Below are 17095 nucleotides of genomic sequence, written 5' to 3'. Positions count from 1 at the left end.
CGATGCTGAACCACGTTCACATGCCAGGCAGCCGACCGTGGAGGAACCATGACTCAGACTGCCCATGGCGTCGAATTCACCCAGCAGCCCTCGGCAACCCCGAAGTCTGCTGAAGAGCGTGCAGCCATCCTGGCGAACCCGGGATTTGGCAATTACTTCACCGACCACACCGCGATCGTCGACTACAAAGTCGACGAAAAGGGGCATGGCGGCTGGCACGATGCCCGGATTGAGGCCTACGGACCCATCATGCTGGACCCGTCGGCGGCGGTCCTGCACTATGGGCAGGAGATCTTCGAAGGGTTGAAGGCGTACCGGCATGCCGATGGCACCATCTGGGCCTTCCGCCCTGAGGCCAATGCTGCACGCCTGAACCAGTCGGCACGCCGTCTTGCCCTGCCGGAGCTTCCCGCAGAATACTTCCTCGGTGCCGTCCGCGAACTCGTGGCCGCGGACAGGGAATGGGTTCCGTCCGGCGACGGCGAAGCCCTTTACCTCCGCCCCTTCATGATCGCCACCGAGGCTTTCCTGGGTGTCCGGGCAGCCCGCGAAGTATCTTTCCGGGTCATCGCCTCGCCGGTTGGCAACTACTTCGGTGGAGAAGTGAAGCCCGTCTCCATCTGGATCTCACGCGAGTACGCCCGCGCAGGCCGCGGCGGCACCGGTGCCGCCAAGTGCGGCGGCAACTACGCCGCGTCGCTGATCGCGCAGCAGGAGGCCGAGGCCCACGGCTGCAAGCAGGTGCTGTTCCTGGACCAGTTCAATGACAACGCGGTTGAGGAACTCGGCGGCATGAACGTTTTCTTCGTGATGAAGGACGGCTCGCTGGTCACCCCCGCCCTCACCGGCACCATCCTGGAGGGCGTCACCCGCATGTCGGTCATCCAAGTGGCGAAGGACATGGGCCGGGACGTGAGTGAGCGCAAGATCACGCTGGACGAGTGGCGTGAGGGCGTCGCCTCCGGTGACATCGCCGAGGTCTTCGCCTGCGGGACGGCGGCGGTCATCACACCCATCGGCGTCCTCAAGGACGAGACGGAATTCATCGGTTCCGAGGATGCCAAAGCCGGCGAAACCACCATGGCCATCCGTGAGCACCTTTTGGGAATCCAGACCGGCAAGGTTGCGGACACCCACGGCTGGCTCACCCGGCTCGCCTGACGCTTTTTCACGTACGACGGCGGGTGGCCGGCGGGTGCTGTCGAGGCACCTGGCCGGCCACCCGCCGTCGGCGTTTTCCGCTCAGTGCCGTTTGGGATCAGTGCCCTTTCCGATCAAATGCAAGAATGGGGCTGTGAATCCGGACACGCCACCAGCCTTCGCCGTCAGCAGCACACTGACCAGGTACCGCCTGGCCCCGAATCCCGGGCCAATGAGCCTGGACGGCACCCGTTCATATGTCATAGCGGCCGCCGGCCACCCGGGCGTCGCCGTCGTGGACCCCGGCCCGCTCGATGAACCGCACCTGCAGGAGCTGGCCGATGCCGGTTCCGTCGAACTGATCCTGATCACCCACCGCCACCGTGACCACACCGCCGGGGCGGCCCGCCTCCACGAACTGACCGGTGCGCCCGTCCGCGCCGCCGACCCGGTGCACTGCATCGAGGCGGCACCGCTCCAGCCGGGCGAGACGATCGCTGCTGCCGGGACCGAGGTCCGGGTTGTCGCGACGCCGGGACACACCTCCGATTCGGTCTGCTTCCACCTGCCACTTGACGGACCGGCCGGTTCAGTGCTCACCGGCGACACCATCCTGGGGCGCGGGACCACAGTGCTGGACCACCCGGACGGCCGGCTGGCTGATTACCTGTCCTCCCTCGACCGGCTGGAAGTGCTGGGGCCCGCCACGGTGCTGCCCGCCCACGGGCCGGTCCTGCCTGCACTGGACGCCGTCGTCCGTGCCTACCGTAGCCACCGCCTGGACCGCCTCACCCAGATCCGGACCGCCCTCGCCGGACTGGGCGGGGACGCCGGAGTCCGGGAGGTCACCGATGCTGTCTATGCCGACGTCGATCCGTCCGTGCGGCGCGCGGCGGAGAATTCGGTGGCGGCCCAGCTGGAGTACCTGCGCAGCCTGCGCAACAGACCCTGACGGCAGGATGCGGCGGGGGAGCCGGGCCTGGACTGTGTAGGCTTGAGGCCATGCGTATTGCCCGGTTTGTACTCGATTCTGATCCCCTCTACGGCGTTGTTGAAGGCCAGCCTGGCAGTGAGGAAATCACCGTCATCCATGGCGACCCCTTCTTCCACGGCGTGGAACGCACCCACGTCCGGCACAAGCTGGAGGACGTCCGCCTGCTCGCGCCCATCATCCCGCGCAGCAAAGTTATCGGTGTGGGGCGGAACTTCGCGGAACACGCCCGCGAACTCGGCAACGAAGTGCCGCAGCAGCCGCTGCTGTTCCTCAAGCCGAACACCTCGGTTGTGGGCCCGAACGATCCGGTCGTGCTGCCGGAGTTCTCCGACGAAGTCTCCTACGAGGCCGAGCTGTGCGTCGTGATCGGCCGGATCTGCAAGGACGTTCCGGAGGAACGCGCGGATGACGTCATCTTCGGGTATACCTGCGGCAATGACCTCACGGCCCGGGACGTCCAGAAGACCGACCTGCAGTGGGCCCGTGCCAAGGGGTTCGACACTTCGGCGCCGCTGGGACCGTGGATCGAAACCGAATTGGACCCAGAGGACCTGTCCATCAAGGGCTGGCTTAACGGTGAGCTCCGCCAGGACGGCAGCACCAACCAGATGATCCGAGGCGTCCGGGAACTCGTCTCCATCGTCTCGAGCGCGTTTACCCTACTCCCAGGCGACGTCATCATGACCGGCACCCCGGCCGGGGTGGACCTGGTGCAGGCCGGCGACCGCTACGACGTGGAAATTGAGGGCATCGGCAGACTCTCCAACCCGATAGTCCGCCGCTAGCCTGGTTTCCCGGCGAATTTCCTCGAGGGAGCCGGCGGCGAATTCCTTGAGGGGGCAGACGGTAAAGTTGGAGTCACTATGACTACTCCTTCTGCGCCCAACGCCGTCTCCAGCTCCGCCCTCCGTGAAGTCACCGCCGACACCCCCGTCCGGGTCCGGTTCTGCCCTTCGCCCACGGGCACCCCGCACGTCGGCCTGATCCGAACGGCCCTGTTCAACTGGGCCCACGCCCGGCACACCAAGGGCACGTTCGTGTTCCGCATTGAGGACACGGACGCCGCACGCGACTCGGAGGAGAGCTACCAGCAGCTGCTTGAGGCCCTGAAGTGGCTCGGCATCACCTGGGAAGAAGGCGTGGAAGTCGGCGGGCCGCACGAACCGTACCGCCAGTCGCAGCGCCTGGACCTCTACAAGGATGTGGTCGCCAAGCTCATCGACGCGGGATATGCCTACGAGTGCTACTCCTCCCCGGAGGAGGTGGAGGCACGCCACCGGGCCGCCGGGCGCGACCCCAAGCTGGGCTATGACAACTTTGACCGCGAGCTCTCCGACGAGCAGCTGGCAGTGTTCAAAGCCGAGGGGCGTCAGCCAGTGCTGCGTGTCCGCATGCCGGACGAGGATGTGACGTTCACCGACATCGTGCGCGGCGAGATCACCTTCAAGGCCGGCAGCATTCCGGACTACGTCATTGTCAGGGCGGACGGATCCCCGCTGTACACGCTGGTCAACCCGGTCGACGACGCCCTGATGGGCATCACGCACGTCCTTCGCGGCGAGGACCTTCTTTCCTCCACGCCGCGCCAGGTGGTGCTGATCCGGGCGCTGATGGACATCGGCGTCGCCAACTACATGCCCATCTTCGGGCACCTTCCCTACGTCATGGGGGAGGGCAACAAGAAGCTCTCCAAGCGTGATCCGCAGTCCAACCTGTTCCTGCTCCGGGACCGCGGCTTCATCCCCGAGGGTCTGCTCAACTACCTTTCCCTGCTGGGCTGGAGCCTCTCCGCCGACGAGGACATCTTCACTGTGGACCAGCTGATCGAGCACTTCGACGTTAAGGACGTGCTCGCCAATCCTGCCCGCTTCGACATCAAGAAAGCCGAAGCCATCAACGGCACCCACATCCGCATGCTCGACCCGGAGGATTTCCGCGGGCGCCTGGTCCCGTACCTCCGGGCCGCAGGATTCGTGGGGGAGAGCCTCACCCCGCGGCAGGAGGAGATCCTGGCCGAGGCCGCGCCGCTGGTCCAGGAGCGCATCTCGCTGCTCGGTGAAGCGCCGGAGATGCTCGCCTTTCTGTTCAAGAACGACGATGCGATCGACATCGCCGATGACGCGCGCAAGGGACTGCCCGCGAACCTGGACGAGGTCCTCGACGCTGCGCTGGCCGCCCTTGAGCCCATCGAAGACTGGAGCGCCGAGAACATCCAGACGGCCCTGAAGCAGGCTCTGGTGGAGGACCTCGGCATCAAGCCGCGGCTGGCATTTGGACCTGTCCGCACGGCCATCTCCGGTCGCCGGATCTCGCCGCCGCTGTTTGAATCCATGGTGATCCTGGGCAGGGCCTCGTCACTGGCGCGCATGCGCGCCTTCCGCGGCTGATGCCCAGGCTGGCGGCGCCGGGGGCGACGGAACCCATGCAGAATACTGTCCTTGACCGCAGGTTTGGTGCGGTGGGCGGCGTCCTTTTCGACATCGACGACACCCTGGTGGATCTGGCCTTCGCCATGACCACGGCCCTGCGCGATGTCAGTGAACACCTCCTGCCCGGCCTGGACCAGGCCGGGTGGGACAAGTTCGGCAGGATATTCACGCACGAAACCACGCACTACTATGACCGCTACCTCGCTGGAGAACTGACCTTCAACGAGCAGCGGCTGCTCCGGGGCCGCGCGGCACTGGGCCATTTCGGCGTCGAACTGGGCGAAGGCGAGGAATCCCACACGTGGCTCAGTTCCTACTCCCGCCTGCAGCCAAGCTACGTCAGGGCGTTCGATGACGTCATACCGCTCCTGGACGCGCTGGATGCTGCCGGCATACCCTACGGGGCGGTGAGCAACAACGTGCACGACTACCAGCGCGTCAAGCTGGACAGCGCTGGGCTGGAACGGATCCGGACCCTGGTGGGCACCGACACCGTGGGCGTACCCAAGCCGGATCCCGCCATCTATCTGGAGGGTGTGCGGCTTCTTGGCAGCACTCCGGACAGCACGCTATACATCGGGGACAACCGGCTGCTCGATGCAGAAGGCTCGACGGCGGCCGGACTGCTGGGCGTGTGGCTGAACCGTACCGGGGAGGCCGCCCCGGACTTCAAGGGGCCCGAGGTCGGCACGCTCCTGGAGCTGCTCGCCCGGGATTAGCGGACCAGCCTGCCTGTGCCATGAAGAGTGCCTAGCGGCTGTTGCGTTCGAGGACTTCGCCGATGATGCGGGCACCTTCGGGAAACGCTCCGGAGTTCGGACCTGAGTAGTTGAGCCTGATGAAGGGACCGGCGGGTTCGGCAGGGAACCATTCCGTGCCGGCGGCGATGATGACGCCCGCGGTCTCGCAATCATGGGCGAGCTTTCCGAGGTCCGTCCCGTCCGGCAGGCGTGCCCAGAGGTTCAGTCCTCCCTTTGGCAGGAGGTCGATGTGGGCTTGGGGTGCGTGTTCCCGCATGCTCGTGACCAGCAGGTCGCGGCGGGACTGGAGCTGCTGGCGGAGGCCGCGCAGGTGTGTCTGCCAGGCCGGCTGGGTGACGACATCGAGTGCTGCGGCCTGGAGGACGGCGCTGACATACATCGACTCGGCTCCCCGTGCGGCCAGGATGCGGTCGCGGGCCGGACCCCGGGCGATGACGGCGGCCACGCGAATGGCAGGGGACACGCTCTTGGTCAGCGAGCGCAAGTAAACGACATGGCCGGAATCGTCACTGGCGGCAACGGGTACGGGGGTGGTGGTGATGCCGAAGTCGTGCGCCCAGTCGTCCTCTACGAGGAAAGCGCCGTATTGGCGTACTACGTCCAGGACCTCTTCCCCCCGCCTGGCTAGCCACTGCGCACCTGTGGGGTTGGCGTAGTTCGGCTGCGCGTAAAACAAGCGCGCGCCGGTCTCCTCGAAGGCCCGTGCCAGCTCATCCGTGTCAGGGCCGTCAGGGCCGCTGGGCACCGGAACGACGCGGACGCCGGCCTGTGTGGCTGCCAGAATGGCTCCCCAGTAGGTTGGGGATTCCATCAGCAGGGGCTGCCCGCTGCCGACGAGGGCACGGAATATTGAGCTCAGCCCGCTCTGGCTTCCCGGGAGCACTATGACATCGCTCGGTGTCGGTGGGGTGACGCCGGCCTGGGTAGCGGCACCGAGCTCGTGTGCGAACCAGGACTGCAGCTCCGGGAGCCCCGCGACAGGTGGACATGACAGGGCCGCGTCGCCACGGGCGGCCCGGGTGAGTGCCGCCCGCACCAGCCGCTCGGGCAGGAGTTCCCGGTCTGGATAGCCGGAATGGAACGCGATGACATCGTTCGGGGCGCTCCGCATCGCGGTGGAGACCGGGCGGGCGGGAGCCTGGGGTGAGCGCAGTGCTGCTGTCTGCCAGCCGTAGTCCGAGGGCCGCGCAGTTCGAACGGCCCGCACAAAAGTGCCGACGCCGGGCCGGCTTTCGATGAGGCCCTGCTGCGCGAGGGCCTGGAGCGCCTTTTGCACGGTCACAGGGCTCGCATTGTGCTCCGCGACAAGTTGCCGCGTGGATGGCAGACGCGACCCTGGCCGGGCACCGGAAATCCACTCCCTCAGTCGTGCGGCGATCAGTGAACTGCTATCGTTGTTCATGAAAGACAATAGTAGCGCTACTACGCTAATTCGCCCAGTGATACCGGCCCGGCCGACGACGGGCCTGTGGTGGGGCATGCTCGGAGTAGCGGCCTTCTCCTTCACGGTTCCGTTCACGCGGGTTGCCGTCGGCGGCCTGCCGCCGTTGTTCATCGGCTCGGGGCGGGCGGTCGTGGCTGCGCTTCTGGCCGCCGTGGCCCTGTCCCTGGCGAGGCAGCCGTTTCCACGAGGCGCCCAGTGGGCGCGCCTTGCTGTGGTGGCCGGAGGAATCGTCGTGGGCTTTCCGCTGCTCACTTCCTTCGCACTCACTGCCGCCCCGGCCAGCCATGGCGCGGTTGTGATCGCGCTGCTGCCGGCCGCGACGGCCACGATGGCGGTCCTCCGCGGCCGCGAACGTCCGTCGGCCGCGTTCTGGATGGTGACCGGTGCCGGAGCGCTGGCGGCGATCGCTTTTGCTTTCGCACAGTCGGGCGGTTTTGGACAGCTCCATTGGACCGACCTGCTGCTCTTCGGCGCTGTCATTGCAGCCGCCGTCGGATACGCCGAGGGTGGCCTGCTGGCCCGCGAACTGGGTGCATGGCAGACCGTATCCTGGGCCCTCGTCCTTGCATCGCCGCTGATGGTGTTCCTGACAGCGCTCGCAATAGCGCACCAGGCACCGTCAGGCACCCCGGTTGAGTGGGCGGCCTTCGTCTACCTCGGCGTCGTCAGCATGTTTCTCGGCTTCTTTGCCTGGTATCACGGCCTGGCCATCGGGCCCATGGCCCGGATCAGCCAGGTGCAACTCGTGCAGCCCGTCCTGACCATCTGCTGGGCCGGCCTCCTGCTGGGCGAGAACGTGACATGGACCACCGTCTTCGGTGGCCTGGCCGTCGTTCTCTGCGCCGGCCTCGCGGTCCGCGTGCGCCTCAGCCCGTAGCCCGCCCCCACCCCGTCCCACTCGAATGGAAGAACCATGTATATCCCAGCACATTTCGCAGCCAGCCCCGATGCCATCCGGGATCTCCTGACCCGTCCGGCAGCCGCCAACCTGATCACCATGACCCCGCGCGGCTTGCTCGCCACGCTGTTGCCCTTCACCTACGACCCTTCGATCGGTGAACATGGGGCGCTGCAGGGACACGTCGCCCGGAACAACATCCAATGGTCCGAACCCGTGATGGGAGAATCACTGGTCATCATCCAAGGCTCGGACGCCTACATATCGCCGACCTGGTATGCCTCCAAGGCCGAACACGGACGCGTCGTGCCAACATGGAACTACTCCACTGCCCACGTTTACGGCAAGCTCATCGTCCACGACGACCCTGACTGGCTCGGCAATCAGGTACGCCGACTCACCGACCTCCACGAGGCCAGCTCGGCCCGGCCTTGGACTGTGGAGGATGCACCGGAGCCTTATATTTCCGGCCAGCTGCGCGCTATCGTTGGCGTCGAACTGCTCATCACCAGGATCGAAGCGAAAACCAAACTCAGTCAAAACCGGTCCGACGCCGATAGGGCGGGCGTTGTGGAAGGGCTCACTGCCCGAGGGGAGGCTGAAAGCGCTGCCGACGTAGCGAGAGGGTGCCCGCTCCAAGGAGGCTTGCTGTGATCGAGCCAAGGCTTGCTGTGATGCAGCTAACAGGGCGGAAGATCTGCGCCCCAGCCCGCCGAGGGGCGGAAGGAAGATAGCGGCTTGGGGGTAGCCGGCCGCGAGGGTCCTTATTTTCCGTGCAACGGCAAGGAGTTTCCGCCCCGTCCCGGCCGGGTGCCGCGGAAACCGGTCCGCGTACCCGCGCGGGGGAGGCCTCTTCCCTCGATTTGTGCGCGGCAAAACTCTCGGGTAAAGTAACTACTCGTGCTGAGGCGCTAGGAGCGCAGGATTGGTCCTGCGGAACCGGCCCGAAAGTTCCATTGGGATATGGTGTAATTGGCAACACTACGGTTTCTGGTACCGTCATTCTAGGTTCGAGTCCTGGTATCCCAGCTTCGAATTGTCTGCGGAATTCCGCGGATATTCGAGAGTTTCAAAGAGAAATTATCGATTTGAAACACTTGCTGAGTGTATGAAACAATCACTTAGCCTGATCGGCAGAAATGCGGATCTGTAAAGTACACGGCCCCATCGTATAGCGGCCTAGTACGCCGCCCTCTCACGGCGGTAACGCGGGTTCGAATCCCGCTGGGGTCACCAATATCCCCCGGAGCCTTGGCTCCGGGGGATTTTTTGTTGCCAGGCTGTGTACGCGTTCTGACGGTCCTATAGCCACGCTGTGAGCCCTGCAATACCCTGAACCCAGTCAACTCACTGGGGGAAAGCATGCTGGGGCACAGGTTCGCAGAGGGCAAGAATTCGCTCAACGCCGTCAGACTGGTTCTGGCTGCGATGGTCATCGTTTCCCACTCTTGGTGGTTGGGCGGCTACGGAACGGAACCGCAGCCGGGGGGTGTAAAGCTAGGGACTTGGGCCGTCATAGGATTTTTTGGAATCTCCGGTTACCTAATTACCCAAAGCAGGATGCAGGCCAGGACCGCGGGGAGCTATGCGCGAGCGCGGTTCCTGCGAATCTATCCGGGACTCATCGTGTGCGTCGCCGTGGTCGCCTTCTTCATAGCGCCCCTTTCGGCGAGCATCACAGGACGGCGATTCGCCTGGCCGGACGCGCTGTTATATTTCGCAACGAATCTGACTGCAGGAACGCCGGATGTAGCACTTGCGGGGATCCCGGGAACGCTGGACGGCCTGCCGGATCCCCGCTTATGGAATGGCCCGCTATGGACCCTGTTCTGGGAGATAGCCTGCTACGTCCTGGTTGGCGTGGTATTCGGGATCTTCCGCACGGAGCTGGCCCGCCTTGCGCTGATTAGCCTCTTCATTCTCGGTTCCGCGGTTGTTTTTGCCGTCGATGCGGGATGGCTTGCCTCTCCCACTCCTTACGACTGGCCATTGGTGCCCGTCTTGACGTTCCTGGCGGGTTCGCTGGCATACCTCTTCCGGGACCGGATTCCTGCGAGTCATCTTGCTCTCGGTGTCTACGCTGCCCTGGTCGCTGTCATTGCCGGCCTAGGATTTGCCCCGTCGTTGATACATATTCCCTTGTGTATTCTTCTGCTGGCCGGTTCCTTGCAGTTGCCGCTTGCCCAGGTGGGATCCCGCTACGACGTTTCTTATGGCGTCTACATCTATGGCTGGCCCATGCAGCAGGTCCTTGCTTCCCTCGGAGTCCATGACGCTGTTCCACCGCTCGTTTTCGCCGGTGCCGCATTGCTCGTCGTGGCGCCCCTGGCCTGGTTGTCTTGCCGCTATGTAGAGGGTCCGGCCCGGCGCTGGCGCCGGTCCAAGGATGCGCCGCGAACGATCCCTAAACTGGCATGATGATGCTGTGACCTCCTCCAACGAGTACCCACTGCCCAGCAGCCGGAAGCGGACGGCCGCAGAACAGTCCGCTGGTGCCGTGGCGCTCCTGGAAACTGTTCACCGCGACCTCGCCTCGGTGTCGCTGCCGCTGGCGTTACCAGGCGTCGATCAGGCCCGGCTGGAGATCCGCAGTTCAGTGGCCCAGCTCGATGACTACATCCTTCCGCGGTATCGGAGCCTCGATGCTCCGCTGCTGGCCGTCGTCGGAGGTTCGACCGGGGCCGGCAAATCGACCCTGGTGAACGCCCTCGTCGGGCACCCGGTGACGCGGGCCGGGGCAATCCGCCCCACCACACGGCAGCCCATACTCCTGCACCACCCGGCGGATGCCGCCTGGTTTGAGGACCAGCGCATCCTTCCGAGCCTCAGCCGCATCCGGGGAACAGTGGTCTCCATGCAGGTCCCGGCCAACCAGGCCGGCCCCGCTCCGGATGCAGCATCAGTTTCGTCGCTGGTCCTGGTGGGGGACCATGCCGTGCCGCAGGGAGTTGCACTCCTGGACGCGCCGGACGTCGATTCGATTTCCGATGACAACCGAAAGCTGGCAGGCCAGCTGCTGGCGGCGGCCGACCTGTGGGTCTTTGTGACTACCGCTAATCGCTACGCGGACGCCGTTCCATGGAAGCTGCTGCTCAACGCCGCGACGCGGGACATCACGGTTGCCGTAGTTCTGGACCGCGTGCCTCCGGCAGCGGAGGCTGAAGTGAGCGAAGACCTGCGCGCAATGCTTGCCCGGGAAGGGCTCGGTGAAGCCCGGCTGTTCGTTGTTCCGGAAGTGTCCCTCGACCAGCTCGGCATGCTGCCGGGTTCCGCCGTCGAACCGCTCAAAACCTGGCTGGGTGACCTCGCCGCCGATGCCGCCGGGCGGGCTGACATTGCCCGGCGCACGCTGAATGGCACCGTCAAGGCCCTGGGCCGGCGGGTCCAGCTCGTGGCGGAGGCCTCGGAGGACCAGCGGCGCGCTGCCGTGCTCCTCGGCGACGATGCGCGGAGGGCCTACCAGGACGCGGTGGTCCGGATCCTCAATGCCACCAAGAACGGTGCCCTCCTGCGCGGCGAGGTGTTGGCCCGCTGGCAGGACTTCGTGGGGACGGGGGAGTTCTTCCGGAACCTTGAGCAAAACATCGGCCGGTTCCGGGACCGCATGGGGGCGTTTTTTCGCGGGGAGCCTGCTCCGGCGATCAAGGTGGAGACAGCCATCGAAACAGGGCTGCAGGCAGTCATCGTCGATGAAGCGGCCAACGCAGCGGAGGACACGGACCAGCGCTGGCGCTCGGATCCGGCAGGACGCCAGCTGCTGGGCACTGACGACCTCTCCGGAACCAGCCCCGGCTTTCCGGACGACGTGGCCGCGGAGATCCGGGCCTGGCAGGGGAGCCTGATGGAACTGATCCGCACTGAGGGCCAAGGAAAGCGGACGCAGGCCAGATGGCTGTCCTTTGGCATCAACGGCCTCGGCGCCGCTCTGATGATTGTGGTGTTTTCCATGACTGCCGGCCTGACGGGACTGGAGATCGGAGTGGCGGGAGGTACCGCCGTCGTTGGTCAGAGACTGCTTGAAGCCCTTTTCGGCGAGGAGGCCGTGAGGCGGCTCGCCCAAACAGCACGGGAAGACCTCCACGCGCGCTGCCAGAAGCTGCTGCAAAGTGAACAGAAGCGGTTCCTGGACCGGCTGGAATTCGATGAAGGCGCGTCGGCCGACGTCCTGGCGGGCCATGCCCGGTCCCTGGCGGGGCTGGCGGGCGCGGCATGAGCCGGCACGGCCTGGCCAAGGAAGCGACGCAGGTACAACGCCGCCTTGAAGCGTTAAACGAAGCCCGGGAGCTCGCCGAAGGAGTCCTGCCCGCCGCGGCGCTAGACGAGGTTTTCCAGGTTCTGGAACGCGCCAGTACGCGGCGGTCCCTGTCCGCGGACCACACCGTGGTGGGCTTCTTCGGGGCGACGGGCAGCGGCAAGTCAACCCTGTTCAATGCCGTCGGCGGGGCTGAAATCGCGACGGCGGCCGCCCGCCGGCCCACCACGACGGAACCTTTGGCGAGTGTCTGGGGAGCGGACGGCAGCGAGCCGTTGCTGGACTGGCTGGAAGTGCGCCAGCGCCATCATGCCGAGCCTGTGGCGGGGTTGGCGGACGAATCCACCGGCCTCATCCTCCTTGACTTGCCGGACTTCGATTCGACGCGGGCGGCGAACCGGGAGACCGTGCAACGGCTCGTGGGCATGGTGGACGTCCTGGTCTGGGTGCTGGATCCGCAGAAGTATGCGGACGCGGCCATCCACAATGACTTCCTGGCACCGCTGGCATCGCACGGCGCCGTCACCTTAGTGGTGCTGAACCAGATCGACAGGCTTCCTGCAACGGACGTGCAGCCGGTGCTGGAATCGCTCAAGGGAATCCTGGCGCGCGACGGCCTCGGCCACGTCCAGGTGTTGGCTGCTTCGGCCCTTACCGGTGCCGGGGTGGACAAGGTCCGGGCCGCCATCCGGCAAGTGGCGGAACGGCGGGCAGCCCTTTCCCTGAGGCTCTCGGCAGACGTGTCCAAGGCGTCCGCCCAGCTGCTGGATGTCTCCGGTGTGGGCGAGGCCGCCGGGGTGAAGACTGGAACCAAGGCGCGGCTGGCGGAGGAGCTTGCGGTGGCCGCCAATGTGCCGGTGGTCGTGGACGCCGTGGCCCGCTCCTATCGGCAGGAGTCGATGCGGCGCACAGGATGGCCTGTGACGAGGTGGCTCGTGCGGTTCCGGCCGGACCCGCTCCGGCGCCTCAACCTGCGCCGCGGCACCAATCCCGAGGTCACCAGGACCTCATTGCCTCCTCCCGGCGCCCCGGAACGGGCAAGGACGGACGGCGCAGTCCGCGAATTCGCCGATGCGGCAAGCGAAGGCGCACCCGGCCCGTGGCGGGCGTCGATCAGGAGCGCCGCGCGGCAGGGGAGGGACAGGCTTCCGGATGCCTTGGACCAGGCCATCGCCGGCACTGATGTGAAGGCCGGGCGGAAGTCCTGGTGGTGGGGCGTCTTCAACGTGGTGCAGTGGCTGGCCCTGCTGACGGCCGTGGGCGGACTGGGCTGGCTCGGAGTGCTCGCCGTGCTGGGATACCTGCAGCTGCCGGTTCCGGACGTGCCCCGCGTGGAAGGCTGGCCTCTCCCCACACTCATGATTGCCGGAGGCGCGGCGCTGGGCGTGCTGCTCGCCCTCACTGCCAAATTCATTACCGCCGGAGCGGCCCGGGCCCGGGCAGGGGCGGCGCGAAAACGTCTCAAGGCAGCAGTCACTCAGGTCGCGGGAGAACATGTGGTGGAGCCCGTGGAAACGGAGATCGGCCGGCTGAAAGCCTTCAACGCGGCGCTCAAGTCGGCCGGCAGGTAGCGGCCGCGGCAACGGGCCAGAGTTCTGCGGATACCTAGGCTTTGCCGGTCTCGAGGGAGGAAGCGGCGTCCCGGACCTTGACCATTGTCCGCAGGTTCCGCGTCGTGGTGGAGGCCTTATACCTGGACTTGGCGGAGAGCTTGCTCAACGGGCTGTCAAGGGTGCCCCCTGCGGGCGCCAGCCATGCAGAGGCCTCCGGTCCGAGCCGGGTCTGTTCCACTCCATCGAGCGAGGCGGCGGCGTTGAACAGCTCATCCAGCATGGAAGTGTCCGAGGCCAGCGTGATGTAGGTGTGGGTGGTCCTGTCGTCCGCCGGGTAGGGGCATGCCTCCACGAGCTGGGCCACGCGGCCGGCCGTCAGCACCACCACCCAGGCGTCGTAGCCGAACGCTTCCCGGAGGCAGGCCTCGAAGGCGTCCTTGACGGCGGCCGGTTCCAGGTCGCTCGTCAGCACGACGTTGCCGCTGGCCAGAAGTGTCTTCACGTGATCGAACGGACGGGACTTCAGGGCCTCCTTAAGGTCCGCCATTTTGATGTTGATTCCGCCCACGTTGATGCCGCGGAGGAACACTGCATAACTGGTCATCGGCCCAGAATACTTCCAGCGCAAACTGATCAGGGGAAGGCACGGAAATCCTGGCCCGATGAATGAATCATCTGGCTTTTAGGTTGAGATTGCCGTGATCCGGGAAGTTCTCGTGATTGCCGTGGATATGGTGGCAGGCATGGAATCTGTTCTGAAAATTGCACGGCGTTGGGGCGCCCCCGTGGTGGCCGTCATTTTCTTTTCCCTGTGGTGCGTGGGTGAGGCCGGCCGGATGGGTGCCTGGCCGGGGCTGCCGACATGGTCAGGCACCTGGCCGCTGGCACTGATGACATTGGCCGTTGCGACGGCCTCATGGAAACCAATCGTGTCCCTGGGGTTCACAGCGGCGCTGCTCTTCGGACAGCTGAGCCATTCCATTCCGCCGATGGCTTCCAACCACTGGGCCATCTATCTGGGCTCGTTCATATCCCTGACGTTCGTCCTGTGGACTGCACCGCGGCGGATTCGATTCGTCGCGGCCGGAACGAATGTGGTCTTCGCGGCCATGATGGCCTTCCTCATGCTGTCGTGGAGATACGGAGGCGGCGTGGGCTGGTATGGTCCCTCATACGGCGGTGACCGGGGGATGCTTATGGATTACGGCTGGCAGTTATTCGCTCTCCTCCTGCTGATCGGTGCTACGTGTTCCGCTGTCGGCCTTCTGCTCGCGCTCTATCAGGAACGAGGCAGTCTCTTCCGTGCTAGGGAGCTCGCCCAGACCAGCCTGAAGGAAACGGAAGTCGACCTGATTGTGGAGCAGGAACGGACACGCATCGCCAGGGATCTTCACGATGTCCTGGCCCATTCCCTGGCCGTTATTGCCGCACAGGCGGATGGGACACGATATCTGAGCAAGGGCCAGCCGAGGGCCGTCCTCAACGCTCTGGACAACATCGCACGGTTGGCCCGCAACGCTCTGGTAGATGCCCAGCGTGTGATTGAAGGTGTCCGGGATGACGGCATGGTGACACCCCAGCCGCAGCTCGAGGACATCGAATCTTTGATCGAGGGTATGCAGCGGGGCAGTTTGAAGATTCATCCCAGCGCGTCAGGAACGCCCGTGGAACTCTCGACGGGGCAGCAGGTGGCGGTTTTCCGGATCGTTCAGGAGTGCCTGACAAATGCGCTCAAACATGGCGGGCGCGGCACGGCCGTGAGGCTCCACTTTGACTGGAGTGGTCCGGGACTGACCCTGCATGTGGCCTCGGTGATGGCCCACGCCGCCCAGGGACCCCCGGACCGTCCGGCATCAGCGCGCATCGGGCGCGGACTACCGGGTATGCGTGAACGCGCTCATCTGGCGGGTGGTTGGCTAACGGCTGGACCTGATGGAGAACACTTCCGTGTCACGGTTTTCATCCCCTACGGCACCCGGGAGGCCGGCCCGGAGGATGCCTCATCCGGTGACGAAGCCGGAGGCTCCATTCCGGAAATTGCGGAAGCGAAACCGGCTCTGGCCGGAGTAGGCCTGCCGCGTTCGGAAGCGGCGGAACGGGGAGCGGGCAACCGTGGCTGATGCCGGGGCGCGCATCGCAGTGGCCTTGGTTGATGACCAGCATCTGTTCCGTGCGGGTATCCGGATGCTCATTGAGAGTCAGGAGGATATGGACGTCGCCGGCGAGGCCGGCAACGGGGAACAGGCGGTCGCTCTGGCAACCCTGCGTTGTCCCGACGTTATGTTGATGGACCTGCGCATGCCCATCCTGGACGGCGTCGCAGCTACCCGGAGAATTGTTGAGCATGCCATCGCGGCCGGCATCGACAAGCCCAAGATCATTGCACTGACCACCTTCAACCGGGATCAGGCCGTGGTCCAGGCGGTGCAGGCGGGAGCCAGCGGGTATCTGCTCAAGAGTGCGGAACCGGAGTTTTTGCTGGCAGCCATCCGGACCGTTCACTCCGGCTACTCCGTCATTGCCCCAGGATCCATCCATTCGCTCTTCGAACATGCCGCCCGGAATGCTCCTTCACCAGGGCCGGACCTGTCCGTCCTCGACGTTCTCTCGGTGCGGGAACGGGACGTCTTCCTGCTGGCTGCCAAGGGCCTCAGCAATGGGGAAATGGCGGAGGGGCTGTTCGTCTCGGAAGCCACGATCAAGACGCACCTGCGAAGCGTGCTGGACAAGCTGGAACTCCGGACCCGGCTCCAGCTGGTTGCCTTCGCCCACGAACGCCGCCTTCTCGGCGACTGACCGAGCACTCCGCGACTGAACGCGCACCTCGGCGTTGAACAGGAACCGCGCCGCGTGAACGGGCCGGCATTTCCGTCAGCCAGAGATATTTAGTCGTTGTTCTTGCGCAGGGCTTCGGTCAGGACGCGGGCAGCGTTGCAGACGACTTCCGCGTGCAGCCGGCCGGGCTGGCGGGTGAGCCGCTCGATCGGGCCGGAGATGGAGACGGCGGCAATGACCCGGCCGGAGGGCCCGCGGACGGGCGCCGAAACCGAGGCGACCCCCGGCTCGCGTTCGCCGAGGCTCTGGCCCCAGCCCCGCCGTCGTACTCCCGCCAAAACCGTGGGCGTGAAGCGCGCGGACTGCAGGCCTTCGAGCAGCCGGTCGTGGTCCTCCCAGGCGAGCAGGACCTGGGCAGCGGAGCCGGCCTTCATGGACAGCTGGGTGCCGACGGGAATGGTGTCGCGGAGACCGATGGGCCGTTCTGCAGATGCGACGCAGACACGCCAGTCGCCCTGGCGGCGGAAGATCTGGGCGCTTTCGCCCGTGGCATCGCGCAGCTGCATCAGAACCGGGCCAGCCGAGGCGATGAGCCGGTCCTCGCCGGCGGCCGAAGCAAGCTCCACGAGACGGCTGCCAAGGACGAACCTGCCTTGGATGTCCCGGCTCACCAGGCGGTGGTGAACGAGCGCCAGAGCCAGCCTGTGCACGGTGGGCCTGGCCAGTCCGGTGGCGGCCACCAGCTGCGCCAGAGTGGTGGGTCCGGCCTCGAGCGCATCAAGCACCTGGGCCGCTTTATCAATGACGCCGACTCCACTAGAATTGTCCATGTAATGATATTGCCGTCTC

The 17095-nt window shown here is 65.6% G+C and carries 15 protein-coding genes and 2 tRNA genes; 14 read left to right on the top strand and 3 right to left on the bottom strand.

Features of this window, described 5'->3' with window-relative positions:
- Positions 1 to 48 precede the first annotated feature (48 nt).
- From J7E80_RS09590 to J7E80_RS09570, 5 genes are all read left to right on the top strand, one after another.
- Positions 49 to 1161 carry a branched-chain amino acid aminotransferase gene (locus tag J7E80_RS09590; protein ID WP_215051241.1) on the top strand — a complete coding sequence of 371 codons (1113 nt, stop codon included), beginning with the start codon at positions 49 to 51 and terminating at the stop codon, positions 1159 to 1161.
- Positions 1162 to 1294: 133 nt separating this feature from the next.
- Entirely contained in the window at positions 1295 to 2092 is a 798-nt protein-coding gene (locus J7E80_RS09585; protein ID WP_311380793.1) for an MBL fold metallo-hydrolase, read from the top strand.
- Between the two features lie 50 nt (positions 2093 to 2142).
- Positions 2143 to 2919 carry a fumarylacetoacetate hydrolase family protein gene (locus tag J7E80_RS09580; RefSeq protein WP_215051240.1) on the top strand — a complete coding sequence of 259 codons (777 nt, stop codon included), beginning with the start codon at positions 2143 to 2145 and terminating at the stop codon, positions 2917 to 2919.
- 78 nt (positions 2920 to 2997) lie between these two features.
- The gene (gene gltX / locus J7E80_RS09575; protein WP_215051239.1) at positions 2998 to 4521 is read left to right on the top strand and encodes a glutamate--tRNA ligase; all 1524 of its coding nucleotides are present in this window, start codon (positions 2998 to 3000) and stop codon (positions 4519 to 4521) included.
- 35 nt (positions 4522 to 4556) lie between these two features.
- Positions 4557 to 5282, top strand: a complete 726-nt coding sequence (locus J7E80_RS09570) for an HAD family hydrolase (protein WP_215051238.1) — start codon at positions 4557 to 4559, stop codon at positions 5280 to 5282.
- 31 nt (positions 5283 to 5313) lie between these two features.
- On the opposite strand, the gene J7E80_RS09565 is transcribed toward J7E80_RS09570, so the two are convergent.
- Positions 5314 to 6726: a PLP-dependent aminotransferase family protein gene (locus J7E80_RS09565; protein WP_215051237.1), complete on the bottom strand. Its 1413-nt coding sequence runs from the start codon at positions 6724 to 6726 to the stop codon at positions 5314 to 5316.
- On the opposite strand from J7E80_RS09565, the gene J7E80_RS09560 reads away from it, so the two are divergent.
- The 7 genes from J7E80_RS09560 (at position 6725) to J7E80_RS09530 (ending at position 13489) form a co-directional block, all read left to right on the top strand.
- On the top strand, positions 6725 to 7645 hold the full coding sequence (locus tag J7E80_RS09560) for a DMT family transporter (protein ID WP_215051236.1): 921 nt from the start codon (positions 6725 to 6727) through the stop codon (positions 7643 to 7645). The two genes, J7E80_RS09565 and J7E80_RS09560, sit on opposite strands and share 2 nt — an antisense overlap.
- A gap of 36 nt (positions 7646 to 7681) precedes the next feature.
- Positions 7682 to 8320: an FMN-binding negative transcriptional regulator gene (locus J7E80_RS09555; protein ID WP_215051235.1), complete on the top strand. Its 639-nt coding sequence runs from the start codon at positions 7682 to 7684 to the stop codon at positions 8318 to 8320.
- Positions 8321 to 8623: 303 nt separating this feature from the next.
- Positions 8624 to 8695 (top strand) — tRNA-Gln (locus tag J7E80_RS09550).
- A gap of 131 nt (positions 8696 to 8826) precedes the next feature.
- Positions 8827 to 8902, top strand: a tRNA-Glu gene (locus J7E80_RS09545).
- A gap of 126 nt (positions 8903 to 9028) precedes the next feature.
- Positions 9029 to 10084, top strand: coding sequence for an acyltransferase (locus tag J7E80_RS09540; protein ID WP_215051234.1), 1056 nt, complete (start codon positions 9029 to 9031; stop codon positions 10082 to 10084).
- A gap of 7 nt (positions 10085 to 10091) precedes the next feature.
- A complete protein-coding gene (locus J7E80_RS09535) occupies positions 10092 to 11879 on the top strand; it encodes a dynamin family protein (protein WP_311380792.1) in 1788 nt (595 codons plus the stop codon).
- Positions 11876 to 13489, top strand: a complete 1614-nt coding sequence (locus tag J7E80_RS09530) for a GTPase (RefSeq protein WP_215051232.1) — start codon at positions 11876 to 11878, stop codon at positions 13487 to 13489. The genes J7E80_RS09535 and J7E80_RS09530 overlap by 4 nt, the downstream gene beginning before the upstream one ends.
- 34 nt (positions 13490 to 13523) lie before the next feature.
- On the opposite strand, the gene J7E80_RS09525 is transcribed toward J7E80_RS09530, so the two are convergent.
- Positions 13524 to 14075: a DUF1697 domain-containing protein gene (locus J7E80_RS09525; protein WP_215051231.1), complete on the bottom strand. Its 552-nt coding sequence runs from the start codon at positions 14073 to 14075 to the stop codon at positions 13524 to 13526.
- A gap of 139 nt (positions 14076 to 14214) precedes the next feature.
- On the opposite strand from J7E80_RS09525, the gene J7E80_RS09520 reads away from it, so the two are divergent.
- On the top strand, positions 14215 to 15591 hold the full coding sequence (locus tag J7E80_RS09520; RefSeq protein ID WP_215051230.1) for a sensor histidine kinase: 1377 nt from the start codon (positions 14215 to 14217) through the stop codon (positions 15589 to 15591).
- Positions 15584 to 16267, top strand: coding sequence for a response regulator transcription factor (locus J7E80_RS09515; RefSeq protein WP_215051229.1), 684 nt, complete (start codon positions 15584 to 15586; stop codon positions 16265 to 16267). The genes J7E80_RS09520 and J7E80_RS09515 overlap by 8 nt, the downstream gene beginning before the upstream one ends.
- Before the next feature lie 89 nt (positions 16268 to 16356).
- Here J7E80_RS09515 and J7E80_RS09510 read toward each other — a convergent pair whose 3' ends face one another.
- Positions 16357 to 17076 (bottom strand): IclR family transcriptional regulator, encoded by a 720-nt coding sequence (locus J7E80_RS09510; RefSeq protein WP_043420062.1) that lies wholly within the window; start codon positions 17074 to 17076, stop codon positions 16357 to 16359.
- Positions 17077 to 17095 lie beyond the last annotated feature (19 nt).

Source organism: Arthrobacter sp. ISL-28 (assembly GCF_018613875.1).
Lineage (GTDB): Bacteria > Actinomycetota > Actinomycetes > Actinomycetales > Micrococcaceae > Arthrobacter.
The sequence above is the reverse complement of the archived record's forward strand: the minus strand, read 5'-3'. Positions and strand labels throughout refer to the sequence as shown.

Bases quoted from the DNA above. Each gene is read 5' to 3' on its own strand.
- J7E80_RS09590 (WP_215051241.1), top strand. From the start codon at position 49: ATGACTCAGACTGCCCATGGCGTCGAATTCACCCAGCAGCCCTCGGCA.
- J7E80_RS09580 (WP_215051240.1), top strand. From the start codon at position 2,143: ATGCGTATTGCCCGGTTTGTACTCGATTCTGATCCCCTCTACGGCGTT.
- gltX (WP_215051239.1), top strand. From the start codon at position 2,998: ATGACTACTCCTTCTGCGCCCAACGCCGTCTCCAGCTCCGCCCTCCGT.
- J7E80_RS09570 (WP_215051238.1), top strand. From the start codon at position 4,557: ATGCAGAATACTGTCCTTGACCGCAGGTTTGGTGCGGTGGGCGGCGTC.
- J7E80_RS09560 (WP_215051236.1), top strand. From the start codon at position 6,725: ATGAAAGACAATAGTAGCGCTACTACGCTAATTCGCCCAGTGATACCG.
- J7E80_RS09565 (WP_215051237.1), bottom strand. From the start codon at position 6,726: ATGAACAACGATAGCAGTTCACTGATCGCCGCACGACTGAGGGAGTGG.
- J7E80_RS09555 (WP_215051235.1), top strand. From the start codon at position 7,682: ATGTATATCCCAGCACATTTCGCAGCCAGCCCCGATGCCATCCGGGAT.
- J7E80_RS09540 (WP_215051234.1), top strand. From the start codon at position 9,029: ATGCTGGGGCACAGGTTCGCAGAGGGCAAGAATTCGCTCAACGCCGTC.
- J7E80_RS09530 (WP_215051232.1), top strand. From the start codon at position 11,876: ATGAGCCGGCACGGCCTGGCCAAGGAAGCGACGCAGGTACAACGCCGC.
- J7E80_RS09525 (WP_215051231.1), bottom strand. From the start codon at position 14,075: ATGACCAGTTATGCAGTGTTCCTCCGCGGCATCAACGTGGGCGGAATC.
- J7E80_RS09520 (WP_215051230.1), top strand. From the start codon at position 14,215: ATGGAATCTGTTCTGAAAATTGCACGGCGTTGGGGCGCCCCCGTGGTG.
- J7E80_RS09510 (WP_043420062.1), bottom strand. From the start codon at position 17,076: ATGGACAATTCTAGTGGAGTCGGCGTCATTGATAAAGCGGCCCAGGTG.